At 54.0% G+C, this 25,442-nt stretch carries 33 protein-coding genes, 1 tRNA gene and 1 pseudogene; 5 read left to right on the plus strand and 30 right to left on the minus strand.

What is annotated here, in order from left to right:
- The first annotated feature begins 118 nt into the window (after nucleotides 1-118).
- Together AC9UEO_RS12135 and AC9UEO_RS12140 are read left to right on the plus strand one after the other, a co-directional pair.
- A complete protein-coding gene (locus tag AC9UEO_RS12135; RefSeq protein WP_509533829.1) occupies nucleotides 119-1,042 on the plus strand; it encodes an ATP-binding cassette domain-containing protein in 924 nt (307 codons plus the stop codon).
- The gene (locus AC9UEO_RS12140; RefSeq protein ID WP_509533831.1) at nucleotides 1,042-1,809 is read left to right on the plus strand and encodes an ABC transporter permease; all 768 of its coding nucleotides are present in this window, start codon (nucleotides 1,042-1,044) and stop codon (nucleotides 1,807-1,809) included. The genes AC9UEO_RS12135 and AC9UEO_RS12140 overlap by 1 nt, the downstream gene beginning before the upstream one ends.
- 9 nt (nucleotides 1,810-1,818) lie before the next feature.
- Here the strand turns inward: AC9UEO_RS12140 and AC9UEO_RS12145 are convergent, their stop codons facing one another.
- Genes AC9UEO_RS12145 through AC9UEO_RS12180 form a run of 8 tightly spaced genes read right to left on the minus strand, consistent with a single transcriptional unit; the run spans nucleotide 1,819 to nucleotide 10,963 of the window.
- Nucleotides 1,819-2,799: a tripartite tricarboxylate transporter substrate-binding protein gene (locus AC9UEO_RS12145; RefSeq protein WP_509533834.1), complete on the minus strand. Its 981-nt coding sequence runs from the start codon at nucleotides 2,797-2,799 to the stop codon at nucleotides 1,819-1,821.
- On the minus strand, nucleotides 2,780-4,027 hold the full coding sequence (locus AC9UEO_RS12150) for a phenylacetate--CoA ligase family protein (protein ID WP_509533836.1): 1,248 nt from the start codon (nucleotides 4,025-4,027) through the stop codon (nucleotides 2,780-2,782). Before AC9UEO_RS12150 ends, AC9UEO_RS12145 begins: the two co-directional genes overlap by 20 nt.
- Nucleotides 4,028-4,039: 12 nt before the next feature.
- Entirely contained in the window at nucleotides 4,040-4,849 is an 810-nt protein-coding gene (locus AC9UEO_RS12155) for an ABC transporter ATP-binding protein (RefSeq protein ID WP_509533839.1), read from the minus strand.
- A gap of 27 nt (nucleotides 4,850-4,876) precedes the next feature.
- On the minus strand, nucleotides 4,877-6,199 hold the full coding sequence (locus AC9UEO_RS12160; protein ID WP_509533841.1) for an ABC transporter substrate-binding protein: 1,323 nt from the start codon (nucleotides 6,197-6,199) through the stop codon (nucleotides 4,877-4,879).
- A 24-nt stretch (nucleotides 6,200-6,223) separates the two neighbouring features.
- Nucleotides 6,224-7,300: a branched-chain amino acid ABC transporter permease gene (locus tag AC9UEO_RS12165; protein ID WP_509533844.1), complete on the minus strand. Its 1,077-nt coding sequence runs from the start codon at nucleotides 7,298-7,300 to the stop codon at nucleotides 6,224-6,226.
- A gap of 2 nt (nucleotides 7,301-7,302) precedes the next feature.
- Nucleotides 7,303-8,232, minus strand: coding sequence for a branched-chain amino acid ABC transporter permease (locus tag AC9UEO_RS12170; RefSeq protein ID WP_509533847.1), 930 nt, complete (start codon nucleotides 8,230-8,232; stop codon nucleotides 7,303-7,305).
- Between the two features lie 5 nt (nucleotides 8,233-8,237).
- Nucleotides 8,238-9,020: an ABC transporter ATP-binding protein gene (locus AC9UEO_RS12175; RefSeq protein WP_509533850.1), complete on the minus strand. Its 783-nt coding sequence runs from the start codon at nucleotides 9,018-9,020 to the stop codon at nucleotides 8,238-8,240.
- On the minus strand, nucleotides 9,017-10,963 hold the full coding sequence (locus AC9UEO_RS12180; protein WP_509533853.1) for an AMP-dependent synthetase/ligase: 1,947 nt from the start codon (nucleotides 10,961-10,963) through the stop codon (nucleotides 9,017-9,019). The genes AC9UEO_RS12175 and AC9UEO_RS12180 overlap by 4 nt, the downstream gene beginning before the upstream one ends.
- A 96-nt stretch (nucleotides 10,964-11,059) precedes the next feature.
- On the opposite strand from AC9UEO_RS12180, the gene AC9UEO_RS12185 reads away from it, so the two are divergent.
- Complete coding sequence (locus tag AC9UEO_RS12185; protein ID WP_509533856.1) at nucleotides 11,060-11,776, plus strand: Crp/Fnr family transcriptional regulator; 717 nt, start codon at nucleotides 11,060-11,062, stop codon at nucleotides 11,774-11,776.
- The gene (locus tag AC9UEO_RS12190) at nucleotides 11,773-12,549 is read left to right on the plus strand and encodes a pseudouridine synthase (RefSeq protein WP_509533859.1); all 777 of its coding nucleotides are present in this window, start codon (nucleotides 11,773-11,775) and stop codon (nucleotides 12,547-12,549) included. The genes AC9UEO_RS12185 and AC9UEO_RS12190 overlap by 4 nt, the downstream gene beginning before the upstream one ends.
- Nucleotides 12,550-12,552: 3 nt before the next feature.
- Here AC9UEO_RS12190 and AC9UEO_RS12195 read toward each other — a convergent pair whose 3' ends face one another.
- The gene (locus AC9UEO_RS12195) at nucleotides 12,553-12,855 is read right to left on the minus strand and encodes a type II toxin-antitoxin system RelE/ParE family toxin (protein WP_509533861.1); all 303 of its coding nucleotides are present in this window, start codon (nucleotides 12,853-12,855) and stop codon (nucleotides 12,553-12,555) included.
- Complete coding sequence (locus AC9UEO_RS12200) at nucleotides 12,843-13,130, minus strand: CopG family ribbon-helix-helix protein (protein WP_509533863.1); 288 nt, start codon at nucleotides 13,128-13,130, stop codon at nucleotides 12,843-12,845. Before AC9UEO_RS12200 ends, AC9UEO_RS12195 begins: the two co-directional genes overlap by 13 nt.
- A gap of 186 nt (nucleotides 13,131-13,316) precedes the next feature.
- Between AC9UEO_RS12200 and htpG the strand changes: the two genes are divergently transcribed.
- Nucleotides 13,317-15,257, plus strand: coding sequence for a molecular chaperone HtpG (gene htpG / locus AC9UEO_RS12205; protein WP_509533866.1), 1,941 nt, complete (start codon nucleotides 13,317-13,319; stop codon nucleotides 15,255-15,257).
- On the opposite strand, the gene AC9UEO_RS12210 is transcribed toward htpG, so the two are convergent.
- From AC9UEO_RS12210 to AC9UEO_RS12305, 20 genes and pseudogenes are all read right to left on the minus strand, one after another.
- Nucleotides 15,254-16,243 carry a serine/threonine protein kinase gene (locus tag AC9UEO_RS12210; protein WP_509533869.1) on the minus strand — a complete coding sequence of 330 codons (990 nt, stop codon included), beginning with the start codon at nucleotides 16,241-16,243 and terminating at the stop codon, nucleotides 15,254-15,256. The two genes, htpG and AC9UEO_RS12210, sit on opposite strands and share 4 nt — an antisense overlap.
- Complete coding sequence (locus tag AC9UEO_RS12215; RefSeq protein WP_509533872.1) at nucleotides 16,244-16,567, minus strand: DUF1840 domain-containing protein; 324 nt, start codon at nucleotides 16,565-16,567, stop codon at nucleotides 16,244-16,246. It abuts the gene before it with no gap.
- Nucleotides 16,568-16,582: 15 nt separating this feature from the next.
- Nucleotides 16,583-17,443: an alpha/beta fold hydrolase gene (locus AC9UEO_RS12220; protein ID WP_509533875.1), complete on the minus strand. Its 861-nt coding sequence runs from the start codon at nucleotides 17,441-17,443 to the stop codon at nucleotides 16,583-16,585.
- 31 nt (nucleotides 17,444-17,474) lie between these two features.
- Nucleotides 17,475-17,551 (minus strand) — tRNA-Met (locus AC9UEO_RS12225).
- 22 nt (nucleotides 17,552-17,573) lie between these two features.
- Entirely contained in the window at nucleotides 17,574-17,966 is a 393-nt protein-coding gene (gene rplQ, locus AC9UEO_RS12230) for a 50S ribosomal protein L17 (protein ID WP_509533877.1), read from the minus strand.
- Between the two features lie 92 nt (nucleotides 17,967-18,058).
- Complete coding sequence (locus tag AC9UEO_RS12235; RefSeq protein ID WP_509533880.1) at nucleotides 18,059-19,054, minus strand: DNA-directed RNA polymerase subunit alpha; 996 nt, start codon at nucleotides 19,052-19,054, stop codon at nucleotides 18,059-18,061.
- Between the two features lie 109 nt (nucleotides 19,055-19,163).
- Entirely contained in the window at nucleotides 19,164-19,787 is a 624-nt protein-coding gene (rpsD, locus tag AC9UEO_RS12240; RefSeq protein ID WP_509533883.1) for a 30S ribosomal protein S4, read from the minus strand.
- A gap of 83 nt (nucleotides 19,788-19,870) precedes the next feature.
- Entirely contained in the window at nucleotides 19,871-20,275 is a 405-nt protein-coding gene (rpsK, locus tag AC9UEO_RS12245) for a 30S ribosomal protein S11 (protein WP_509533886.1), read from the minus strand.
- Nucleotides 20,276-20,287: 12 nt separating this feature from the next.
- The gene (gene rpsM / locus AC9UEO_RS12250) at nucleotides 20,288-20,653 is read right to left on the minus strand and encodes a 30S ribosomal protein S13 (RefSeq protein ID WP_509533889.1); all 366 of its coding nucleotides are present in this window, start codon (nucleotides 20,651-20,653) and stop codon (nucleotides 20,288-20,290) included.
- A gap of 28 nt (nucleotides 20,654-20,681) precedes the next feature.
- Nucleotides 20,682-20,795 carry a 50S ribosomal protein L36 gene (gene rpmJ / locus AC9UEO_RS12255; protein WP_037485061.1) on the minus strand — a complete coding sequence of 38 codons (114 nt, stop codon included), beginning with the start codon at nucleotides 20,793-20,795 and terminating at the stop codon, nucleotides 20,682-20,684.
- Between the two features lie 66 nt (nucleotides 20,796-20,861).
- Nucleotides 20,862-21,080 (minus strand): translation initiation factor IF-1, encoded by a 219-nt coding sequence (infA, locus tag AC9UEO_RS12260; RefSeq protein WP_294770387.1) that lies wholly within the window; start codon nucleotides 21,078-21,080, stop codon nucleotides 20,862-20,864.
- A gap of 8 nt (nucleotides 21,081-21,088) precedes the next feature.
- On the minus strand, nucleotides 21,089-22,402 hold the full coding sequence (gene secY / locus AC9UEO_RS12265) for a preprotein translocase subunit SecY (protein ID WP_509533894.1): 1,314 nt from the start codon (nucleotides 22,400-22,402) through the stop codon (nucleotides 21,089-21,091).
- A gap of 25 nt (nucleotides 22,403-22,427) precedes the next feature.
- Nucleotides 22,428-22,859: a 50S ribosomal protein L15 gene (gene rplO / locus AC9UEO_RS12270; RefSeq protein ID WP_509533897.1), complete on the minus strand. Its 432-nt coding sequence runs from the start codon at nucleotides 22,857-22,859 to the stop codon at nucleotides 22,428-22,430.
- Nucleotides 22,860-22,868: 9 nt separating this feature from the next.
- On the minus strand, nucleotides 22,869-23,054 hold the full coding sequence (gene rpmD / locus AC9UEO_RS12275; RefSeq protein ID WP_509533899.1) for a 50S ribosomal protein L30: 186 nt from the start codon (nucleotides 23,052-23,054) through the stop codon (nucleotides 22,869-22,871).
- A gap of 14 nt (nucleotides 23,055-23,068) precedes the next feature.
- Nucleotides 23,069-23,587, minus strand: coding sequence for a 30S ribosomal protein S5 (gene rpsE / locus AC9UEO_RS12280; protein ID WP_509533902.1), 519 nt, complete (start codon nucleotides 23,585-23,587; stop codon nucleotides 23,069-23,071).
- An 18-nt stretch (nucleotides 23,588-23,605) separates the two neighbouring features.
- Nucleotides 23,606-23,971 (minus strand): 50S ribosomal protein L18, encoded by a 366-nt coding sequence (gene rplR, locus AC9UEO_RS12285; protein WP_509533905.1) that lies wholly within the window; start codon nucleotides 23,969-23,971, stop codon nucleotides 23,606-23,608.
- Between the two features lie 11 nt (nucleotides 23,972-23,982).
- Complete coding sequence (gene rplF, locus AC9UEO_RS12290; RefSeq protein WP_509533907.1) at nucleotides 23,983-24,516, minus strand: 50S ribosomal protein L6; 534 nt, start codon at nucleotides 24,514-24,516, stop codon at nucleotides 23,983-23,985.
- Between the two features lie 13 nt (nucleotides 24,517-24,529).
- Nucleotides 24,530-24,925 carry a 30S ribosomal protein S8 gene (rpsH, locus tag AC9UEO_RS12295; protein WP_509533910.1) on the minus strand — a complete coding sequence of 132 codons (396 nt, stop codon included), beginning with the start codon at nucleotides 24,923-24,925 and terminating at the stop codon, nucleotides 24,530-24,532.
- A 20-nt stretch (nucleotides 24,926-24,945) separates the two neighbouring features.
- A complete protein-coding gene (gene rpsN / locus AC9UEO_RS12300; RefSeq protein ID WP_509533912.1) occupies nucleotides 24,946-25,251 on the minus strand; it encodes a 30S ribosomal protein S14 in 306 nt (101 codons plus the stop codon).
- Between the two features lie 8 nt (nucleotides 25,252-25,259).
- Nucleotides 25,260-25,442: pseudogene (locus AC9UEO_RS12305) on the minus strand (50S ribosomal protein L5); the annotation flags it as partial.

Here is a 25,442-nt window from a genome sequence, read left to right on the forward strand (position 1 = left end):
CACCGACACAAGGATTTTCAATCCTCTGCTCTACCGACTGAGCTACCGGGCCAAGGGGTAAAAGTATATCACCCAGCATTCAAGGCACAATGCACGCTTGTTTGCGCATCCTTACTCTATGTCCGAGCCCCAGTTACGTTGTACACACCTTGTCAAACGCTTTGCCAACACCACGGTGGTGGACGATTTGTCTTTCGAATTGCAAGCAGGTGAATGCCTTGGCGTGATTGGCCCAAATGGCGCGGGCAAAACCACCACCTTTCGCATGTGCTTGGGTCTTAGCACCGCTGACAGTGGCAGCATCAGCGTGTTTGGCATGCCCATGCCCGAAGAAACGCTTGCCATCAAAGCGCGTCTAGGGGTGGTCAGTCAATTCGATTCGCTAGACCCCGATTTCACCTGCAGCGAAAACCTCATGGTCTATGGCCGCTACTTCGGCATGGCCAGTGCAGATATTCGCGCACGTATTCCCTCGCTGCTGTCATTTGCGGCGTTGACCCACAAAGCGGACGCCAAACCCGGAGAGTTGTCGGGCGGTATGAAGCGCCGCTTAAGTCTTGCCCGCGCCTTGATCAACGACCCCCAGTTACTGTTGCTGGACGAACCCACTACCGGCCTAGACCCACAGGCGCGTCACCTGATGTGGGAGCGCTTACAGCAACTCTTGCAGCAAGGCAAATCCATCTTGCTGACCACCCACTTCATGGACGAGGCCGAGCGGCTTTGCGACCGTTTGCTGGTGTTGGACCATGGTCGCAAAATCGCCGAAGGCAAACCGCGCGACCTGATACAGCAACATTTGGAGCCTGATGTGGTGGAAGTGTTTGGCGGCGATCCGCAAAGCATTGCCGCGAGTGCGGCGCGCACCCATGCCAAACGCGTCGAGGTGTCTGGCGACACGGTGTTTTTTTATACCGATAGCGCGGCACCTTTGCTGCAAACCTTGGGCAGCATGGCGGGTCTGCGTACCTTGCACCGCCCCGCCAATTTGGAAGACCTGTTCTTAAAACTCACCGGCCGTCAAATTCGAGAGGACGGATGATGCGAATGCGTTTTTGGCCTGTTTTTTTGCGCAATTTTTTAGTCTGGCGCAAGCTCTTTATCCCCAGTTTGATCGCCAACATTGCCGAGCCCTTGATGTGGTTGGTAGCCTTTGGCTACGGCTTGGGCGCATTGGTGGGCGGTGTGCAGCAAGGCGATGTGAAAGTACCTTACATCTTGTTTTTGGCCAGTGGTTCGGTTTGCATGAGCGCCATGAATGCCGCCACTTTCGAGGCGCTGTATTCGGCGTTTTCGCGCATGCATGTGCAAAAAACCTGGGACGGCATCATGAATGCACCTGTGCGTTTAGATGATGTGCTGCTCGCCGAGATGCTGTGGGCTGCTTTCAAAGCTATCTTTACAGTAACGGCCATTTTGATAGTGATGCTGGCCTTGGGCATCAGCCACTCTTGGAAGTTGTTGGTGGCGTGGCCTGTGTTGCTGGGTGTGGGCATTACCTTCAGTTGTTTGGCGCTTATCTTCAATGCCTTGGCCAAGGGCTACGACTTCTTTACCTATTACTTCACGTTGTTCTTAACACCCATGATGTTTTTGAGCGGTGTATTTTTTCCCTTGGATACCTTACCGGACATGGTGAGGTGGCTTGCTTGGTGTTTGCCACTCACCCATGCAGTGGCCTTGGTGCGTCCTTTGTTCATGGATGCTTGGCCTGCACAAGCATGGCTGCATTTGGGTGTACTGGCCTTATACGCCAGCATGGCTTGGTGGACAGCACTCATCCTCACGCGAAAACGTTTCAAGCAGTAAGCGAGATTTTTAATCAGCGTAAACGCCGGCCGCCTTGATGATGGGGCTCCACTTGGCAATCTCAGCGGTAACAAATTTTTTGTGTTCGCCAGGGTCGGTGCGTTTATCAACAATCATCACCGCACCCATGGCTTCTTGTTTTTGAATGAAAGCTGGGTCTGAGAACACAGAGCGCAAAGCGCCATACAACTTTTCCTTGGTCTCTGCTGGCAAGCCTTTAGGCGCATACACCGCGTGCCATACGCTGACCTGAAACCCTTTCAACCCTGACTCTTGCAAGGTAGGCAAGTCTTTCAAAGCCGATTGAGGCAAACGCTTGTTACTGGTGACGGCGTAGGCTTTGATTTTTCGACCCTCGATATAAGGCAGGGTGTTGGTGGTTTGGTCACACAAGACATCAATTTGGCCACCCAGCAAATCGGTCATGGCCATGGACACGCCTTTATAGTTAATTGTGGTCATCTGGGTACGCATGGTCGACTGCCATAACAAGCCACACAGATGCGAAGCAGAGCCTATGCCTGCATTGCCTAGGTTGACTTTGTCCTTCTGTGAAGACACCCAAGCACTGAGTTGTTTGTAATCATTTGCTTCGAGTGTAGGTCGCGCCACGATGGTCATGGGCACTTCATGGATCATGCCCAAATAGTCAAAATCGTTGAGCACATCGAAACTGGGTTTTCGAATGAGTGCTGGCATGGTGGCCATGCCGATATGGTGAATCAACAAGGTGTATCCATCGGGTGCAGCACGTGCGACTTTTTGCGTGGCGATGGCGCCCCCAGCACCCAAAGCGTTTTCTACCACCACAGAGGTGCCGCCCAAGGGTTTGCTCAAGGCTTGGGCCATGTCTCGAGCTAAGCGGTCGGTAGGCCCTCCCGCAGTAAAGGGCACAACCAAAGTAATGACTTTGTCTTTGATGGGAAAAGTTTGTGCCATGGCAGAGCCCATGCACAACACCCACAAAAAACTACTTGTAACTGCGCGCATCTTCGATCACCTTGCCGTCGTTGGCCAAACTGCCTTGGGTAGCGAAGACCACCTCTGCGCGCAGCTTGGTGACATCGCGCACCGCCAGCGCCAGTGCTGCTTGCAAATGGTCCGAGCCTTGCAAAGTCTCGACGTGCAAATGCATTTGATCATTGGCCATTTCACCACTGACCACCAAACGTGCTTTGACCACCTCGGGGAAACGTTTCACCACTTGATCGACTTGGCCAGGGTGCACAAACATGCCGCGCACCTTGGTGGTTTGATCGGCGCGCCCCATCCACCCTTTAATGCGTTGGTTGGTGCGGCCGGTGGGGCAAGTGCCAGGCAAGACCGCAGTCAAATCGCCTGTACCGAAACGGATCAGCGGGTAATCCGGGTTGAGGGTGGTCACCACCAACTCACCCACCTCGCCCTCAGCCACGGGGTCACCGGTGCCGGGTCGCACAATTTCAACCAGTACACCTTCGTCCAGCACCAAACCCTCTCGCGCAGAGGTTTCATAGGCAATCAAACCAATGTCGGCTGTGGCATAACACTGGTAAGCGGTCATGCCACGCTCTGCCAACCAATCTCGCAAAGAGGGCGGGAAGGCCTCACCGCTGACCAAGGCTTTGCTCAAAAATGGCAAGGGTGTTTGTGATTCATTTGCTTTTTCTAGCAAGATTTTCAAAAAACTCGGTGTGCCGCTGTAACCGCTGGGGCGTAACTCCAAGATGGCTTGCAGTTGTTGCTCAGTTTGACCAGTGCCAGCAGGAAAGACACTGCACCCCAACGCATGTGCACCGCTTTCCATCATGGAACCCGCAGGCGTGAAGTGGTAGCTGAAACAGTTATGCACCAACTCGCCCGCGCGAAAACCTGCAGCAAAAAGCGCTCTTGCCATGCGCCAATAATCTTTACCCACACCCTCGGGTTCGTAAATGGGGCCAGGACTGGCAAACACTCGCGGCATATGCTTGCCAAATCGCAGCGCAGAAAATCCGCCGAACACATCGTTGGCACGCTGGGCTTGTTGTCTCTCTAGCAACTCGTATTTGCGCGTCACCGCAAGCTGGGCTAAGGCTTGGCGCGTGGTGATGGAAGCCGCATCAACACCTTGCAAAATTGTTGCCCAAGCACTTGCATGTTTTTGCGCATGTGCAATTTGTGCGGGCAAGGCCTGCAGCAGGTAGGCCTCACGCTGTTCAGGGTCACGCTGTTCCAGGGGATCGTAAAAATCGTTCATCTCAATGCCACCTTAAGCCAACCAACGCTTGCGGCGTTTGTAACTTTTCACATCCTTGAAGCTTTTGCGCTCACCGCCACCCATGCCCAAGTAAAACTCTTTCACGTCTTCATTGTTGGCCAAGTCTTGGGCTACACCATCCATCACAATGCGGCCCGACTCCATGATGTAGCCAAAGTCTGCATAGCGCAAAGCCATGTGGGTGTTTTGCTCTGCCAACAAAAAAGTGACATGCTCTTTTTGGTTCAAGTCTTTGACGATGTTGAAAACTTCTTCAACAATTTGCGGCGCCAAGCCCATGGAAGGCTCATCCAACAACACCATGCTGGGGTTGGCCATCAAGGCGCGACCAATTGCGCACATTTGTTGCTCGCCGCCAGAGGTGTAGGCTGCTTGTGAATCTTTGCGGGTTTTCAAGCGCGGAAAGTAGTTGTAAACCTTCTCTAGGTTGGCTGCAATCTCGCCTTTGTCGGTGCGGGTGTAGCTGCCTGTGAGCAGGTTTTCTTCGATGGTCAGGTGGGCAAAGCAATGCCGTCCCTCCATTACCTGCACCACCCCGCGCTTGACCAAGTCTGCAGGCGTGAGGTTTTCAATGCGCTCACCACGCAACTCAATACTGCCCTTGGTGACCTCACCACGCTCGCCTTGCAACAAGTTGGAAATAGCACGCAAAGTGGTGGTCTTGCCAGCGCCATTGCCACCCAAGAGCGCCACAATGCCCCGCTCTGGCACTTGCAGTGAGACGCCTTTGAGCACCAGAATGACGTGGTTGTAAATCACCTCAATACCGTTGACACTCAAGACGATGGGGGGCGCACTCATGACAGTTTCCAAGAAGGATTTACAACATCAAGACTGGCAGTCTTGTCCGGTGCGGCGGACAAGCTTTTTGTCGGTCGCATATTTATCAGCTGTGGCTTTGACCAAGGGCTTCAAAATTTGCTCGTCCGCTTGCAGCCAATCAGAGGTGAAGACCCATTTCTTGCCATCCCATGTGTGAATGCGTGTCCATGAGGCACCCATGTGGTCCATGCAAGAAGTGCTGATGGGTCGCATCACACCTTTAAAGCCCAGCGCATCCAATTTAGCTTGAGTGAGGTTGAGGTTCTCTAAACCCCAGCGCACTTGCTCGCCAGTCATGACCTTGCCTTTGCCAAAGCGCTCTTGGGCAGAACGAATGCCCTCAATGCCAATCATGGCGCTCATGGCACCTCGCATGTACAGCACCTGCCCCACTTCTTCTTTGGGGCCTGTGCCTTGACCTTTGTCATGCACTTGGCTCAAGATGGATTTGACGATGGCCGAATCTGGCTCAGCACCGTGTTGCATGGTCACCGCGTTATAGCCCTTGGCACCATCGGCCACGTCTTTCACATCAGGCTCTGCACCGGCCCACCACACGCCGAACATTTTTTCACGGGGGTAGCCTGTGGCTTGGGCTTCTTTAATGGCCGTGGAGTTCATCACACCCCAGCCCCACAACACCACATAGTCAGGACGCGCTTGGCGCACTTGCAACCAAGTGGCTTTTTGCTCCACACCAGGTGCGGTCACTGGCAGCAATTGCAATTCAAAACCATGAATGCGACTGCGCTCTTGCATCAAGGGAATGGGTTCTTTGCCAAACGGGCTGTCGTGGTAGACCAAGGCAATTTTTTTGCCTTTTAAGTTGTCCAAGCCACCTTCTTTTTTGCCGATGGCTTGCAAAATCGTGTCAGCTGCTACCCAGTAAGTACCGGCGATAGGAAAGTTCCATTTGAATACTGCACCATCTGAGCTTTCACTGCGGCCATAGCCCACAGTGACCACCGGAATTTTGTCTGCGGGTGCTTTTTCAGTGATGGCAAAAGTCGCCCCCGTGGACATGGACTGCACAAAGCTGGGGTTCTTGCTTTTGAGGCGTTCGTAGCACTCGACACTGCGCGCAGTGTCATAGCCGGTCTCACATTCCTCAAAAGAAATTTTCACGCCGTTCAAGCCACCCTTGGCGTTGACCAGTTTCAAGTAATCGACAAAACCATTCGCCCAGGGTGTGCCGTTGGGTCCGTAGGGGCCTGTGCGGTAAGACAGCACCGGCACGAATTGTTCTTTGGCTTGCGCCAGCACGCTGGTGGTGGCGGACAAGGCAAAGGCCGCGAACAAGGCGGGGAGTAAGAGCTTGTTTGTTTTCATCATCGTCTCCTTGGGAATTGCATATCAATAGGGGAAAGGCCACACACGCATTTTCTGCTTACCAATGGACCACAGCTTGGCCAAGCCGTGGGGCTCCACAATCAGAAACCACACAATCAATGCGCCAAAGATCATCAACTCGGCGTGTGAAACCACCGTGGTGGAAATTTCAAATCCTGCAAGGCCTGCGAGCATGGGCAAGAACTGGTTCAAGAAAATGGGCAAGGTCACGATGAACGCTGCGCCCAAAAAACCACCCAAGATGGAGCCCATGCCGCCAATGATGACCATGAACAACAACTTGAAAGACAAGTCGACAGAGAAAGCGCCTGGCTCCCAAGAACCCAAATAAACAAAGGCCCACAAACTACCCGCCACACCAATGATGAAGGAGCTGACCGCAAAAGCCGAGAGCTTGGCGTACATGGGACGAATCCCAATGACGGCTGCCGCCACGTCCATGTCACGTATGGCCATCCACTCACGACCGATGGCACCTCGCACCAAGTTTTTTGCCAGCAGCGCAATCACCACCAACAAGGACAAACAAAACAGGTATTTGCTGACATCGGTGTCCAACGGCATGCCAAACACCTGAAGATTGGACACAGAAACCGAGCCCGACGGCGTGTCCAAGGTGAACCATTTCACCCGCAAAAACATCCAGTCAGCAAAAAACTGCGCGGCCAATGTCGCCACCGCCAAATACAGCCCCCGCACCCGCAAACTGGGTAAGCCAAACAACACACCAAACGCTGTAGCACACAGACCACCCAAGAGCAAGGCGGGCAACAATGGCATATCAGGTACACGGGCAAAGAAGTTGTAAGCGCCATAGGCACCCACCGCCATGAAGGCGCCTGAACCCAGCGAAATTTGACCGCAATAGCCGACCAAAATATTCACGCCCAAGGCCGCCATGGCCATGATGACAAAAGGAATGAGAATGGCGCGAAACATATAGTCGGAAGCAAAGAAAGGCACGGCGGCAAAAGCCACTAGCAGCACGAACACGACAAACACGCGGTCTTGCGCAATCGGGAAGATTTGCTGGTCTTCTCGGTAGGAGGTTTTGAATTGACCGTTTTCTCTATAAAACATGGTTAAACGCGATCAATAATTTTTTCGCCAAAGAGACCCTGAGGCCGCACAAGCAAAAATAACAAAGCCAATACATAAGCAAACCAAATTTCGATGCCGCCGCCGACATAAGGGCCTAAAAACACCTCGGAGAGTTTCTCACCCACGCCAATGATGAGGCCACCCATGATGGCGCCAGGCACCGAGGTGAGACCACCCAAAATCACCACAGGCAAGGCTCGCAAAGCAATGGTAGCCAATGAAAATTGCACGCCCAGTTTGCTGCCCCAAATCATGCCGGCCACCAACGCCACCACACCCGCCACGCACCACACAATGACCCAAATGCGATTCAAAGGAATGCCAATCGATTGCGCGGCTTGGTGGTCATCCGCCACCGCACGCAGCGCTCTGCCAGTGGCAGTTTTTTGGAAAAACAAGGACAGCAATGCCACCAACAGGGCAGCGATGAGGGCCGCAATCAAATCTTCTTGGTTGATCAATAAACCGCCTTGAAAAACATTCTCAAAAGCCATGACCGGGTCTTTGGGCATGCCGATATCGATTTTGTAAATGTCATTGCCAAAGATCGATTGACCCAAGCCCTCAAGAAAGTAAGCAATACCCAAAGTCGCCATCAGCAAGGTGGTGCCTTCTTGGTTCACCAAGCGACGCAGTACCAAGCGCTCAATCAACCATGCCACGATGAACATGACGCCACCCGCCAACACAAAAGCAATCAAGTTGACCAACACCGGTTGTGTCAAGCCCGTCAACAACGGCAGCCATTCGGCAAACCGCGCCATGGCCAAGGCCGCGAACAACACCATCGCGCCTTGGGCGAAATTGAACACGCCCGAGGCTTTGTAAATGAGCACAAAGCCCAAGGCAACCAGCGAATACAACATGCCGGCCATCAGGCCACCGAGCAAGGTTTCAAGAAAGAATGCCATGGTGGTCAATGTCCTGTGCCCAAGTAGGCACTGATGACTTCAGGGTTGCGGCGGACCTCTTCGGGTGTACCGTCGCCAATTTTTTTGCCGTAGTCGAGCACCACCACGCGGTCGGAAATGTCCATCACCACACCCATGTCGTGCTCAATCAAGACCACAGTGGTACCAAATTCGTCGTTCACATCCAAGATGAAGCGACACATGTCTTGCTTTTCTTCTACGTTCATACCAGCCATGGGTTCGTCCAGCAGCAATACTTGGGGTTCAAGCGCCAGCGCACGTCCCAAGTCCACCCGTTTTTGCAAGCCATAGGGCAGCTGCCCCACAGGGGTTTTGCGAAAGGGCTGAATTTCAAGGAAGTCGATGATTTCTTCCACTTTTCTGCGGTGCTCAATCTCTTCACGCTCAGCGGGTCCCCAGCGCAAGGCTTGCAGCAGCAAGTTGCTTTTCATGCGCAAATTGCGCCCCGTCATGATGTTGTCGAGCACGCTCATGCCTTTGAACAAAGCGAGGTTCTGGAAGGTACGCGCCACACCCATGACCGCAACTTGGTGAGAGTCCATATGGCTGAAAGTTTGCCCTCGGAATGAGATGTTGCCTTGCTGGGGCGTGTACACACCGTTGATGCAATTGAGCATGGAACTTTTGCCCGCACCATTGGGGCCAATGATGGCGCGGATTTCATGCTCACGCACATTGAAGCTGATATCGGAGAGGGCTTTGACGCCACCAAAGTTCAGCGAGATATTGCGCACATCTAAGATCACGTCGCCTATGACTTTGCTCATGCGGCACGCTCCACAGGCGCGAAGGTGCGCGCATCCATCAAGCGCAAATGGGCGCTGACACTGCCGGTTCTGCCATCTTCAAATTTGACGGCGGTTTCAATGAACTGCTCTGCCAAACCTTGGTACAAAGCGTTCACCAAGACCGCGTATTTTTCAGCGATAAAACCGCGCCTCACTTTGTTGGTTCGGGTCAGTTCGCCGTCATCGGCGTCCAGTTCTTTGTGCAGCACCAAGAAGCGACTGATTTGGCTGCCTGCCAGCAAAGCGTCAGCAGACAAGTCTGCATTGACCTTTTCCACACATTCGAGCATGAGTTGGTAGACCTCGGACTTTTGCGCCAAATCGGTATAGCCCGCATAGCCCAAGTTGCGCCGCTCGGCCCAGTTACCCACCGCTTCAAAATCGATATTGAGCATGACGCACACTTTGTCGCGGCCATCACCATAAGCCACCACTTCTTTGATGTGGGGAAAAAACTTCAGCTTGTTTTCCACATACTTGGGGGCAAACATGGCGCCATCATTGGCGCCGCCTTGCAAGCGCCCCACATCTTTGACGCGGTCAATGATTTTCAAATGCCCATGGCTGTCGATGAAGCCTGCATCGTTGGTGTGGTACCAGCCATCTGCAGTCAACACCTCGGCAGTGGCTTGGGGGTTTTTGTAATAGCCTTTGAGCAAGCCTGCAGACTTCACCAACACCTCGCCTTGCTCGGACACTTTGATTTCCACACCCGCACACGGTATGCCCACAGTGTCTGCTCGTGCTTCGTTATCGGGTTGCAGGCAGACAAACACGGCGGTCTCTGTAGAGCCGTACAACTGCTTCAAGTTAATGCCAATGGCACGGTAGAAGTTGAATAAATCGGGGCCAATCGCTTCACCAGCGGTGTAGGCCACTCGCACACGGGAAAAACCGAGGTTGTTGCGCAAAGGGCCATAGACCAAGATATTGCCCAAGCCGTACAACAACTGCCCCATCAGACCAATGGCTTGGCCGTCCATTCGGGCAAGCCCAAAGCGTTTGGCAATGTCCATGAAGTAGGAAAACACACCGCGCTTTATGCCGCTTGCATCTTCCATGCGAATCATCACGCTGGTGAGCATGCCCTCGAAGACACGCGGCGGTGCGAAGTAATAGGTAGGCCCGATTTCTTTCAAGTCGATGTTGACCGTGGCCGCCGACTCGGGGCAATTCACCACATAGCCACAGCACAACCACTGCGCATAGCTGAAGATGTTTTGCCCAATCCACGCCGGCGGCATGTAGGCCAAGACCTCTTCTTTTTCATCCAAGTGGTCAAAGTCTGCACCCGCTTTGGCACGGTCAAGCAAGGTGCGGTGGGTATGTACCACGCCCTTGGGGTTGCCTGTGGTGCCCGATGTGAAAAACATGGCAGCCACATCGTCAGCTTGGTTACTGGCCACTTGGTTGTCGAAAAATGCAGGATGCTCTTTGGCAAACTGCTCCCCCTTGTCTTGCAAGTCCGACAAGCTGGCCAAACCCGCTTGCTGGTAATTGCGCAAGCCGCGGGGGTCGTCAAAGTAAATATGCGCCAGCCCTGCACAGTCGGGGCGAATTTCAAGCAATTTATCGACCTGCTCTTGGTCTTCCACCACCGCAAAACGTACCTCGGCATTGTTGATGGGAAACACATATTCGGTAGCGACCGCGTCTTGGTAGAGCGGCACAGGAATCGCACCCAAACTTTGTACCGCCAACATGCTGGCATACAAGCGCGGGCGATTGGCGCCCACCACGACCACATGTTCGCCGCGTTGCAAACCGGCTTGGTGCAAGCCGCAAGCCAAAGCCCTCACCATCCCCGCCAAAGCTGACCACGACAGGCTTTGCCAAATGCCGTATTCCTTTTCGCGCAAAGCTGTGGCCTGCGGCCGGCGGGCAGCGTGCTCTAACAACAATCGAGGGAAGGTGGTGTCCATGGGAGGGAGCGTATATTAGGGTGAACTTTGACGCTTTTCTGTCTTGACGACGACAATTCAGGGAAGACCCTTAGTCGATTCGACACGCCCTGATTGATGAACAACGATTTAACCCTCCACCAGCGCCGACGCGCTCCCAACGCCACCGAATTGGCCAATATTCCTTGGCTGCAAGTACTCGACAGTAATGAACAACTTTGGGTGAAAGCGCAAATCGTGGTGGGCGACGCCTTGGCGGGTGACATGGTGTGTCGTATTGGCAAAGCACCCACCTATTGGTTTGGCGTGGTTCAAGGTTTGCTCAAAATGAGCGCCGACAACGCGCAAGGCGACAGTTTCACTTATGCAGGCTTGTCTGCGGGTGGTTGGTTTGGTGAAGGCACGGTGATCAAACGCGAACCCTACCGTTACAACGTACAAGCGCTTCGCCCCAGTGTGGTGGCGGGTTTGCCTATCGACAGCTTTCATCAGCTGTTAGAGCAGTCCATTCGCTTCAACCGCTTTGTCATGAACCAACTCAACGAACGCCTTGGGCAGTTCATCGCAGCGCGTGAAATTGACCGCATGACCAACCCCGATATCCGTGTGGCCCGCAGTCTGGCAGCGCTGTTCAACCCTGTGCTGTTTCCAGGTGTAGGAGAGGTGCTGCAAATCACCCAGCAAGAGTTGGCCTATTTGGTGGGCTTGTCTCGCCAAAGGGTGAATGTGGCCTTGCAACGCTTGGTGACACAGGGCTGGATCAAGGTGGCCTACGGCGGCGTGCGCGTGCTCAACCTCACCGCCTTGCGCAGCCATACACTCGACACCCCATGAACGATGCACTCACCCGACTGAACAAACGCATGGCCGAACTCGGTCTGTGCTCGCGCCGTGAGGCCGACGACTGGATCGCCAAGGGCTGGGTGAAGGTGAATGGCGAGGTGGCAGCTCTCGGCAAACCCGTCAGCCCTTTGGACCGCATCGAGGTGGACAAACTCGCGCGTGGCCAGCAAGACAAACAAGTCACCATCATCTTGCACAAACCCATGGGCTTTGTCAGCGGCCAAGCCGAAGACGGCCACACCCCCGCCATCAACCTGATCGAGGCCGGCAACCGCTGGCGCGACGACCGCTCGCCCACCCGCTTTGTGCCGCGCCAACGCATGGGCTTGGCCCCCGCTGGCCGCTTGGACATTGACTCGGTGGGTCTGCTGGTGCTGACCCAAGACGGCCGCGTGGCGCGTCAGTTGATTGGCGAGAACTCCGACGTGGAAAAGGAATACTTGGTGCGGGTGCAGTACGGGCGCTTGCCTGTGGGCGAGGTGCAAACCGATGTGCAGTCACTCTTCCCCCCCGAGCAATTGGCCCGGCTGTGCCACGGCTTGGCGCTGGACGGTCAAGCACTCAAGCCCGCCAAAGTCGACTGGCAAAACCCCGAGCAACTGAGGTTTGTCTTGAAAGAGGGCAAAAAGCGGCAAATTAGGCGCATGTGCGAGCTGGTGGGCCTGACCGTCGTGGGCTTGAAGCGGGTGCGCATTGGCCGCGTGAAGCTGGGTCAACTGCCGATGGGGCAGTGGCGGTATTTGGCTGCGGGTGAGGTGTTTTAGCGCTTAGCCAGCCTGATCAAACCCATCTTCTCGCTGGTGTTTGATCCGCGCAATGGTGATGTCGCCATTGGGCATGTGGCGAAACCTGGCGATGTACCCGCTAGATCCAAAATCAACGATCGCTTCTCGGTGGTACATCTTGCCTTCCACCGGTCGAAAGCGCTCGGGCATCACCGCAATTTTTTGCAGTGCGTCGCGGATCACGGCGATGGCACGCCGCGCCACCTCAGGGTCCTGCTGGGCCAAAAAATCATGAAGGCGCCGCAGGTCTGCAATCGATTGCGCGGAATACTTTACAGATGGCATTCGGGCGGTGGCGCGTCTTTGTCGGTTGCCAATCGGTCCATCCACTTCATGACCTCTTCGTGCGTGGCATGCAAGCCTGTTTCGTCAAAATGCTTGAGGGCATCGTCGCAGCTTTGATGCCAGGCGTGTTCGCGCTCTTTTTGTTCAATCAGCTGGTGGATGGCCTCGGTGGCCAGCGCGTGTGGCGAGCGTTTTTGGCGCTCGGCGATGGCTTTGAGCCTTTCCCGTGCAGAAGCATCAAGCCGGATGGACATGGGTACGGTGGTAGCGGTCATGCTTAGAGTGATGGCGTACAAGTTGTAGTGCAAAGTATAGTATCGCACTACACGGGCGCAGCGGATGACGTAAGTGTTTGATTTCATTGGGCCTTGAAAACCCACCCACGTCCCTCATATATTCACATGCTGCGTCAGCCCGGTCTGGCACTTTTTCTTGATTTCACTTCTTCTTTTGCAAATCCTATGAGCACCCAAAAACACGCCTTTCAAGCCGAAGTGGCCCAACTGCTGCATTTGGTCACCCACTCGCTGTACTCTAATAAAGAAATCTTTTTGCGCGAGCTGATCTCCAACGCGTCTGACGCTTGCGACAAGCTACGCTACGAAGCGCTGAACAACGCCGCTTTGTTTGAAGACACGCCCACACTGGAAATTCGCGTGGCGTTTGACAAAGCCGCCAAGACGCTGACCATCAGCGACAACGGCATTGGCATGAGCGAGCAAGAGGCGATTGACCACCTGGGCACCATCGCCAAGAGCGGCACACGCGACTTCATGAGCAAACTCTCGGGCGACCAGCAAAGCGACGCCAAAGACCAAGGCGCTTTGATTGGCCAGTTTGGCGTGGGCTTTTATTCGGGCTTCATCGTGGCCGACAAAATCGTGGTCGAAACCCGCCGCGCCGGTGCGCCAGCTGCTGAGGGCGTGCGCTGGACCAGTGGCGGCAGCGGCGACTTTGAGGTGCAAACCATCAGCCAAGACAAGCGCGGCACGCACATCATCTTGCAGCTGCGCGACGACGCCGACGAGTACCTGAGCAACTGGAAGCTCAAGTCCATCATCAACAAATACTCTGACCACATCGCCTTGCCCATTCTGATGCGCAAGGAAGAATGGAAAGAAGGCGAGAAAGACCAACCCGGCGAAATGGTGGTCACCGACGAGTGGGAAACCATCAACAAAGCCTCAGCCCTGTGGACCCGCCCGAAGAAAGACATAACGGACGAGCAACACGCCGAGTTTTACAAAGCCATCAGCCACGACTTTGAGCCACCCTTGGCTTGGAGCCACAACAAGGTGGAAGGCAGCACCGAATACACCCAACTGCTGTACCTGCCCAGCAAAGCGCCGTTTGATTTGTGGAACCGCGAGAAAAAGGGCGGCATCAAGCTGTATGTGAAACGCGTGTTCATCATGGACGACGCCGAGGCTTTGCTGCCCACCTACCTGAGGTTTGTGAAAGGCGTGGTCGACTCCGCCGATTTGCCACTGAACGTGAGCCGCGAGTTGCTGCAAGAAAGCCGCGATGTCAAAGCCATCCGCGAAGGCAACACCCGCCGCGTGCTGTCCATGTTGGAAGACTTGGCCAAACACGACGCACCCGCGGCCGACGCCAGCGACGAGGACAAAAAAGACGCGGGCAAGTTCACCCAGTTTTACGCCGACTTTGGCGCGGTCTTGAAAGAAGGCTTGGGCGAAGACTTTGCCAACAAAGACAAAATCGCCAAGCTGCTGCGCTTTGCCAGCTCCACCACCGACACGGTGAGTGTGGGCTTTGCCGACTACAAAGCGCGCATGAAAGAGGGCCAAGAGGCCATCTTCTACATCACCGCCGACAGCTTGGCTGCGGCCAAGAACAGCCCGCAGCTCGAGGTGTTCCGCAAGAAGGGCATTGAAGTGCTGCTGATGAGCGACCGCGTGGACGAATGGGCGCTGGGCTTCTTAAACGAGTTTGACGGCACCCCGCTGCAAAGCGTGGCCAAGGGCGCGTTCGACTTGGGCAAGCTGCAAGACGAAGAAGAAAAGAAAGCCGCCGAAGAAGCCGCCGAGACCTTCAAGCCACTGCTTGCCAAACTCAAGGAGGCTTTGAAAGACAAAGCCGAGGATGTGCGCGTCACCTCGCGTTTGGTGGACTCACCCGCGTGCTTGGTGGTGAAAGACGACGGCATGTCGCTGCAACTGGCCCGCATGTTGAAGCAAGCCGGCCAAAGCGCACCCGAGAGCAAACCCATTTTGGAAGTGAACCCCGAGCACCCACTGGTGAAAAAGCTCGACACGCCTGAGGGAAACATCCACTTCCACGATTTGGCGCACATTGTGTTTGACCAAGCCCTGCTGGCCGAAGGCGGCCTGCCCGAAGACCCAGCGGCCTATGTGAAGCGGGTGAATGCGTTGCTGGTTTAAGCCATCAACTCAATTTGCTCTCTGAGCGTGTCGCACTGCCCCCGCCAATAGTCAGCTGTACCAAACCAAGGAAAGTGCATGGGAAAGGCAGGGTCGTCTTGGCGACTGGCCAACCATGCGCTGTAGTGAATGATGCGCAAGGTGCGAAGAGGCTCAATCCACTGCAACTCTTGTCGGTCAAACGCTCGCATGGTTTCGTAGCCTTCTAAAACTATGGCTATTTTTTGACGCCGCTCTAGTTCGTCGCCATGCAACAGCATCCACAGGTCTTGCACCGCAGGGCCCATGCGGGCATCGTCCAAGTCGACAAAATGCGGCCCTGCTTCTGGCATGCCTTCGGGTGTCCACAAAATATTGCCTGGGTGACAGTCGCCGTGTAAGCGCAGCTTGTTCATGTGCGCGGGCATACGCGCTTGCACCATCTGTAGGGCTTTGTTGCAAAGGCTCATCCATTGCTGTGCCACTTCAGGCGCTACCCAAGCGTTACTCATCAATAAGTCGCGCGACGCCTCGCCAAAGGTATGTATATTCAGCGCGGGCCTGTGTACGAATGCGCTTCGCTCGCCCACCAAATGGATGCGTGCCATCAAGCGCCCAATCCACATCAACACCTCGGGGTCGTCCAATTCAGGCGCACGCCCGCCACGGCAAGGGCTGACACTGAACCAAAAATGCCCGTCTATTCCGTCATGGGTGATACGCGCTTCATGCAAGCTCATCCCTTTGAGCGTGAGTGGCCCCACCACAGGAATATCTTCGGCCATCAACTCAGCGGTGAAAGCGTGTTCTTCGCGTATCTGCGCTTGGCTCCAACGCTGTGGTCGGTAAAACTTCGCCACGACGGTACTGTCATCATCCAAATGCACTTGGTAGACGCGGTTTTCATAGGAGCTCAGAGCGCTTAACCGTCCATCCACCGGCAAGCCCAACGCACTTAACGCATCCAACACCACCGAGGGGGTGAGCGCTTGGTAAGGGTGGCTCACCTAAACGCCCCAAACGATAGGCTGACCGGCTTTGTGGCACCGCTCGAGCATGTCGATGATGGGCTTGGTTCTTTGCCGCAAGCTGATGGCGTCAAAACTGGGGGGCGCATGGCCATCGGCCTTGGCTTGAGCGACAGCTTGCGCCTGCGCTTGTTCTTGCGCTTTCACCGCCGCTTGCAAGGCAGCGATGGCTGCGGTCATATGCTCGGCTTCGATGATGCCCTTGGGCTCAACAGCTTTGCCAATCAATTGCAAAAACTGTTTGCCTTGTGGCTCCAGCAGAATCAAGTCACCTGCGGCTTTGGATTTGAATTTGTAAAGCATGGCGAGATTGTGCGCTTAAGCCAAGTGCAGGCATCGTGCCAGTGTTTGATTGAACGCATGCGGCGCTTCAAATTGCACCCAATGCCCAGCACCTTGAATAATTTCAAAGTTCTTTAACTGACCAACAGACAACAGGTCTGGAATCAAATGCAATGCGCCTTCATACAAGGCATCGCGCTCGCCCCAAATGCCATGCACCTCGCAAGACCACTGCTTTTGCAGCGACAACAAGACATCGCTGCGGGCAATGCGACGACGGCGCAAGCGATCGCGCAGCACATTGTGTTCTTGCATAGCCAAGAGTTCAGGTGTGATGTTTTGCTCATCGTGCAGCATGATGGCCAGTAAATTGTTGCGGTGTACGGCCATGCGCTCTTCATGCGTCATATTGGCTCTGAATCCACGCATATTAGGAATGTTGTTGGACAAGCCCAGACCAGGAACACCCACCAACACCATTCGCTGTATGAGTGAAGGATTTTGCGCAGCCAAGAAACCCGACATCAAACCGCCAAACGAGAAACCCACCACATCCACAGCTTTGCCGCCAAACAAAGCTTGCAAGCCCAGCGCCAAAGGATGCGCTAAATCATCGGCATCCATGGCTGCCTCGGGCAGTTGCGAGTCGCCAAGGCCAGGTATGTCCAATGCCCATACCGATCTGGATTCACTCAGCGGCAAGACATTGCGCACCCAATGGTTCCAGCTGCCACTGCCACCGTGCAACAACACCAAAGGATTTCCCGCCTGTTGGTTCCACACATGCCAAACCTGTAAGCCCGAATCAGTTGGTAATTCAATGCGTTGTGCTTGTTTTAGAGCACTCTCTAGTTCATGCTTTAAATTCAATGCGTACACCTGCGCTGTGGAATGCAAAACGCCCACTGAAAAGTGGGCGTAGTGTGTTTGGTTGCGCGAGCAAGATTTGAACTTGCGACCTTTGGGTTATGAGCCCAACGAGCTACCAGGCTGCTCCATCGCGCGTCGTGTGAGGGGATTGTAGCTGTTATTCAGCAACAGTGGGGGTTGTTTCAGCGATGTCGGGACGGTCCACCAACTCGACCAAGGCCATGGGCGCGTTGTCACCTACGCGGAAACCCATTTTCAAAATGCGTGTGTAACCACCAGGGCGAGTCTTGTAACGGGGGCCGAGTTCAGCGAACAACTTCACCACATTGTCGCGATTGCGCAAACGGTTGAAAGCCAAACGTTTATTGGAGAGTGTAGGCTCTTTGCCAAGCGTGAGCATAGGCTCAATGACGCGGCGCAGCTCTTTGGCTTTAGGTAATGTAGTTTTGATGGCCTCATGCTCTATGAGCGAGTTCATCATATTTTGCAGCATAGCCAGTCGGTGTGAGCTGGTTCTGTTGAGTTTGCGTAGTCCGTGTCCGTGACGCATGTTATTTCCTTTTTAGTTCTTCATTTGTTTTGCCGGCCGCCGTATCAGGTACGGCCAGGGGAGTGGCTGACTGTGGTCAGCACTTGTTGTTATCAAATACGTTTGGCTTCCAAGCCTGCGGGTGGCCAGCTCTCGAGCTTCATGCCCAAGGTCAAACCGCGAGAAGCAAGCACTTCTTTGATTTCGTTGAGCGACTTGCGTCCTAAATTAGGTGTCTTGAGCAACTCGTTTTCAGAGCGCTGGATAAGGTCGCCAATGTAGAAGATGTTTTCTGCTTTGAGGCAGTTGGCAGAGCGAACGGTGAGTTCAAGTTCGTCCACAGGGCGCAACAAAATCGGATCAAACTGCTGAGGGCTGCGGGGTGCGGGTGAATCGAAAGCGGCCAACTCATTGCCTTCGAGTTGCGCAAACACTGCGAGTTGTTCCACCAAAATTTTGGCTGAAGAGCGAACTGCGTCTTCTGCATTGATGGCGCCATTGGTTTCGATCTCGACCACCAAACGGTCAAGGTCTGTACGTTGTTCGACACGTGCGTTTTCGACGCTGTAGCTCACACGTTTCACAGGTGAGAAGGACGCATCCAACACAATGCGGCCGATAGACTTGTTGACTTCGTCGGCATGGCGGCGCATGCTGCCAGGTACATAGCCACGGCCCTTTTCAACCTTGAGTTGGATGTCGATCTTGCCGCCTTGCGACAAATTGGCAATGACATGCTCGGGGTTGATGATCTCTACATCGTGGGGTGTTTGAATGTCTGCGGCTGTGACTTGGCCTTCGCCCTCTTTGCGCAGGCTGAGCGTGACTTCGTCGCGGTTGTGGAGTTTAAATACCACGCCCTTGAGGTTCAACAAAATATTGACCACATCTTCTTGCACGCCGTCAATAGACGAGTATTCGTGCAACACGCCAGCGATGGTGACGTCAGTCACTGCATAGCCGACCATGGATGACAACAAAACACGGCGCAAAGCGTTGCCCAAGGTGTGGCCATAGCCACGCTCAAAAGGCTCGAGCGTCACCTTGGCTCGGTTGTGACCGAGTTGTTCTACTTGGATGGCTTTTGGCTTCAGGAGATTGGTTTGCATTCGTTATTCCTCTCAATGCCCTCGGTTCGTTACACCGGTAAGGCTAGATGATGACCCCTGCACACAGGTGCGCGCAGGGCGACGGATTCAAAGGGCCAACAAGCCCTGGTTAACGCGAATACAACTCGACGATCAGCGATTCGTTGATGTCGGCAGCAAATTCGTCACGGTCAGGCGTCTTCTTGAAGATGCCTTCGGCTTTGTCGATATTGACATCAACCCAAGCAGGTATGCCCACTTGAGTTGCCAGTTGCAAGGCTTCTAACACACGGCCTTGTTTTTTGGATTTTTCGCGCACACCGACAACATCGCCTGACTTGACCAAGTAGGAAGGAATATTGACTTGGTGGCCGTTGACGGTGATGGCTTTGTGTGACACCAACTGACGCGCTTCTGCGCGTGTGGAACCAAAACCCATGCGGTAGACCACGTTGTCTAATCGAGATTCCAGCAAAGACAACAGGTTGTTACCAGTGTTGCCTTTTTGTTGGTCGGCCATGGCGAAGTAGCGGCGGAACTGACGCTCCAACACGCCATACATGCGCTTGACCTTTTGTTTTTCACGCAACTGCAAACCGAAGTCAGACATGCGCTGACCAGAGGTGCGGCCGTGTTGGCCTGGCTTGCTGTCGAATTTCGCTTTGTCACTGATAGAGCGTCGTGCGCTCTTCAAGAACAAATCGGTGCCTTCACGGCGAGAGAGTTTGGCCTTGGGGCCTAAGTAACGTGCCACTTGAACTTCCTTTTTGTCAACTGCCCGCAACAAGTGCGGGGAGCCGTGGGTGCATTACCCGCGGCGGTGGGCTTGGTGAAAAATCAGATGCGACGGCGCTTTTGCGGACGGCATCCGTTGTGGGGAACCGGCGTCACATCAGAGATGGAATTGATGCGAATGCCCAGGGCGGCTAACGCGCGAACCGAAGACTCACGGCCGGGGCCGGGACCTTTGATTTCGACGTCGAGGTTCTTGATACCCTGCTCCATGGCCGCACGTCCAGCCACTTCAGATGCCACCTGAGCGGCAAACGGAGTGGATTTACGTGAACCCTTGAAACCTTGACCACCAGAGGACGCCCAAGACAAGGCATTGCCTTGACGGTCGGTGATGGTGATGATGGTGTTGTTGAACGATGCATGCACATGCGCAATGCCGTCCGCAACGTTTTTGCGGACTTTTTTACGAACACGTTGTGCTGCTGAGTTGACGGGTGCTTTTGCCATGAATATCCCTCTTTATTTCTTCAGCGATTGAGCCGCCTTACGGGGGCCTTTGCGTGTGCGTGCATTGGTGCGTGTGCGCTGACCTCGCATGGGCAAACCACGGCGATGACGGAAGCCGCGATAGCAACCGATGTCCATCAAACGCTTGATGTTCATGGTGGTCTCACGACGCAAGTCACCTTCGATGGTGAACAGTGCAATCTGGTCGCGAATTTTTTCCAAATCAGCGTCCGTCAGATCTTTGATTTTTTTGCTGTAAGCAATGCCGGTGGCTTCGCAAATTTTGCGAGCGCGCGTGCGGCCAATACCAAAAATCGATGTCAAACCGATTTCGGTGTGCTTGTGCGGTGGGATGTTGATACCAGCGATACGTGCCATGTTGTGACCTCTTTAATGCGGTGAAAGATCAGCCTTGACGCTGTTTGTGACGCGGGTCGGTACAGATGACACGCACCACGCCCTTGCGACGGATGATTTTGCAATTGCGGCAAATTGTTTTGACCGAAGCCGAAACTTTCATTTCATTCTCCAAAAAATCCTGAAACACGCCCCGCGTATTCCTTGCTAACTCTGCGTGTTCAGCGCCTCACTTGGCTCTAAACACAATCCTTGCCCGACTCAAATCGTAGGGCGTCATCTCAACCGTTACCTTGTCGCCTGGCAGGATTCGGATGTAGTGCATCCGCATCTTGCCGGAGATGTGTCCGAGCACCACATGGCCGTTTTCCAGCTTGACCCGGAAAGTGGCATTGGGGAGGTTTTCAACAACCTCTCCTTGCATCTGGATGACATCGTCCTTTGCCATTCGCCCAATCAGCCACCTGGTGCCATCTTGAAGTTGGCCTTTTTAAGCAGCGATTCGTACTGCTGACTCATGAGGTAGTTCTGCACTTGGGCCATGAAGTCCATCGTGACCACCACAATGATCAGCAACGAAGTGCCGCCAAAGTAGAAAGGCACGTTGTACTTGAGGATGAGAAATTCAGGCAACAAACAAACAAAGGTGATGTAGATGGCGCCGGCAAATGTCAGACGCAACAAAATCTTGTCAATGAAGCGGGCAGTTTGGTCACCTGGGCGAATGCCAGGAATAAAGCCGCCGCTCTTTTTCAGGTTGTCTGCAGTTTCGCGACTGTTGAAAACCAAAGCCGTGTAGAAAAAGCAGAAGAAGATGATCGCCAAGGCATACAGCATCACATAGATAGGCTGACCAGGAGAAAGCGCGGCCGAGATATCTTTGAGCCAATTCATGCTTTCGCCAGCACTGAACCAACTCACCACCGTAGAGGGCAGCAAAATGATAGAAGAGGCAAAGATAGGTGGAATGACCCCCGCCATATTGAGCTTCAAAGGCAAGTGCGAAGACTGGCCGCCATAGACCTTGTTACCCACTTGACGACGTGCGTAATTGACCAAAATTTTCCGCTGCCCACGCTCAACAAACACAACGAAGTAGGTAACCAAGCCGACCAACACCACAATCAGCAAAGCAATGATGATGCTCATGGCGCCCGTGCGAACCAACTCGAGCAAGCCGCCAATGGAACTGGGTAATCCCGCCGCAATACCTGAGAAAATGATGATGGAAATGCCGTTACCTAAACCGCGTTCTGTGATTTGTTCGCCCAGCCACATCAAAAACATGGTGCCAGCAGTTAATGACACCATGGCGGTCATGCGAAAGACGAAACCAGGTGCATTCACCAATCCAGCAGAAGACTCTAGCGCCAAGGCAATGCCCATGGACTGGAAAATAGCCAAGGCCAAGGTGCCATAGCGGGTGTATTGGGTAATTTTGCGGCGTCCTGCTTCGCCTTCTTTTTTCAGCGCTTCCATGCTGGGTACCACATACGACATCAGTTGCATGATGATGGAAGCCGAGATGTAAGGCATGATGCCCAAGGCAAAAATACTAAAGCGCGATAAAGCGCCACCCGAGAACATATTGAACAAACTCAGGATGCCGCCTTGCTGACCCTTGAACAGCTGGGTGAGTTGATCCGGGTTGATGCCAGGCACAGGTATATGTGTGCCGATGCGGTAAACAATCAGCGCGAGCAGCAAAAAGATAAGCCGACGACGCAAATCGCCATACTTATCTGTTTTGGGCAAAGCGCTGGTGGCCACGGTATCTGTATTCTTTCTTCAGTGCTTAAGCGACGGAGCCGCCAGCCGCTTCGATGGCGGCTTTGGCACCAGCAGTAGCACCAATGCCATTGAGTTTGACAGCGCGTGAAATTTCACCAGTCTTGATGACCTTGACCACTTTGGCCATTTGGCTAACCAAACCAGCGGTTTTCAATGCCAACACATCGATATCGGTGATTTCAAGTAATTGCAAAGAAGTGAGTGTGACTTCTTCGTTGTATTTCAAGCTGTGTGATTTGAAGCCACGCTTGGGCAAACGACGTTGCAAAGGCATTTGACCGCCCTCGAAGCCGACTTTATGGTAGCCGCCTGAACGGGATTTTTGACCCTTATGACCGCGACCCGCGGTTTTACCCAGACCAGAACCAATGCCGCGACCTACACGGCGACGGTTTTTGCGCGAACCATCTGCGGGTTTGATTTCATTGAGTTGCATGGCGAAACCTTAGAGTACTTTGACCAGATAACTGATCTTGTTGATCATGCCGCGTACTGCAGGTGTGTCTTGCAGTTCGCTGGTGCTGCCGATTTTGCGCAAGCCCAAACCACGCACTGTGGCGCGGTGAGTTTCTTTGGTGCCGATAGGGCTACGCACCAATTGCACTTTGACCGTTGAAGAAGATGTAGACATGCCGTTGCTCCGGATTAGACGAAGATTTCTTCGACGCTCTTGCCACGTTTGGCTGCAACTTCTGCAGCTGTGGTGGATTTGATCAACGCATCAAATGTTGCGCGAACCATGTTGTAGGGGTTGGATGAACCATGGCTTTTAGCCACGATGTCGGTGATGCCCATGACTTCGAACACCGCACGCATTGGGCCGCCCGCGATGATGCCAGTACCCTTAGGAGCAGGCGCCATTTGAACGCTGGCTGCACCATGGTGACCAGTGACGTTGTGGTGGATGGTGCCGTTTTTCAAAGACACTTTGTGCATATTGCGACGGGCTTCTTCCATGGCTTTTTGCACAGCAGCAGGCACTTCCTTGGATTTGCCTTTGCCCATGCCAACGCGGCCATCGCCATCACCGACAACGGTGAGGGCTGCGAAACCCAAAATACGACCACCCTTGACCACTTTGGTCACGCGGTTGACCGCGATCATTTTTTCCTTCAGACCGTCGTCACGACTGTCGTCTTGCATTTTTGCTTGAACTTTTGCCATGTGTGTATCCGTCTTGGGTTAGAACTGCAAGCCGGCAGCACGCGCGGCATCGGCCAATGTTTTGACGCGACCGTGGTAGGCAAAACCAGCACGGTCGAAGGCGACTTTTTCAACGCCAGCAGCTTTGGCTTTTTCAGCGATGCGCTTGCCAACCACTTCGGCTGCAGCTTGGTTGCCGCCTTTACCCGTCGCCCCTAAGCTTTTGCGAATATCAGCTTCAGCGGTAGAAGCAGATGCCAACACCTTGGTGCCGTCGCCAGAGATGACGCTGGCGTAAATGTGCAAATTGGTACGGTTGACGGTCAAACGTGCGACGCCTTGCGTGGCAATGCGAATACGGGTTTGGCGGGAGCGGCGGATACGCTGCTGTTTTTTGCTTAGCATGTGGCAGCTCCTTATTTCTTCTTGGTTTCTTTGATGACGATTTTTTCGTCAGAATAGCGAATGCCCTTGCCTTTGTAAGGCTCTGGAGGACGCACCGCACGAATTTCAGCAGCGATTTGACCTACGCGTTGACGGTCAGCGCCTTTGATGATGATCTCGGTTGGCGCAGGTGTTTCTACCTTGATGCCAGAAGGCATATCAAAGTTGACGGGGTGGGAATAGCCCACAGCCAAGTTGAGTTTGTTGCCTTGGGCAGCAGCTTTGTAACCGACGCCTACCAAATTGAGTTTTTTCTCAAAGCCTTTGGTAACACCAATGACCATGTTGTTGACCAATTGACGCAAAGTGCCGCTCATGGCATTGGCTTCACGGCTTTCATTGGCCGGCGCAAAACTCAAACTGTCTGCGCTGTGTACCACTTTGACCAAAGCGTTGTTGGCAATAGAGAGGTTTCCACCAGTGCCTTTGACACTGATGTGCGCTTCGTTGATGGCCACATCCACGCCTTGTGGCACGGTGACTGGCATTTTTCCGACTCGGGACATATTCGTTTCTCCCTTAAGCCACGTAACACAAAACTTCGCCGCCGACGCCTGTGGCGCGGGCTTTGCGATCGGTCATCACGCCTTGCGGTGTGGTGACAATAGCCACGCCAAGTCCGTTCATGACCTGGGGAATAGCGTTGTGGCCTTTGTAAACACGCAAACCAGGGCGAGAGACGCGCTCGATGCGCTCAATCACAGGGCGGCCTGCGTAGTATTTCAAAGCGATTTCCAACTCATGCTTGCCGGCTTCGGTTTTGACGTGAAAGCCATCGATATAGCCCTCATCTTTCAACACCTGGACGATGGCCAGCTTGACTTTAGAGGAAGGAACCGACACGGTCGGCTTGGCCACCATCTGCGCATTACGAATTCGCGTCAGCAGGTCGGCAATGGGGTCACTCATGCTCATATTGAATATCTCCTGCTGTGTTACCAGCTGGCCTTGGTGATGCCAGGAATATTGCCCGCAAAGGCCATTTCGCGAATCTTGGCGCGACCCAAACCAAATTGACGGAAGGTGCCACGGGGGCGACCAGTGATGGCGCAACGGTTGCGCTGACGGGTGGGGTTGGCGTTGCGGGGCAACTTTTGCAATCCCAAACGTGCGGCGGCGCGCTCTTCTTCACTGTGCTTGGCATCGTTTGCCACGGCCTTCAGTTCAGCGTACTTTTTTGCGTACTTAGCGACCAGTTTGTCGCGCTTGAGTTCGCGTTCAATCAAAGCTACTTTAGCCAAAGGGCACCTCAGTTCTTGAAGGGAAAACGGAAGGCGGCGAGCAGTGCTTTGCACTCGTCGTCACTCTTGGCCGTGGTGGTGATACTGATGTTCATGCCGCGCAGAGCATCAACCTTGTCGTACTCGATCTCGGGAAAGATGATTTGTTCTTTCACGCCGATGTTGTAGTCGCCGCGACCGTCAAAAGCACG

Source organism: Limnohabitans sp., assembly GCF_040401495.1.
Lineage (GTDB): Bacteria > Pseudomonadota > Gammaproteobacteria > Burkholderiales > Burkholderiaceae_C > Limnohabitans.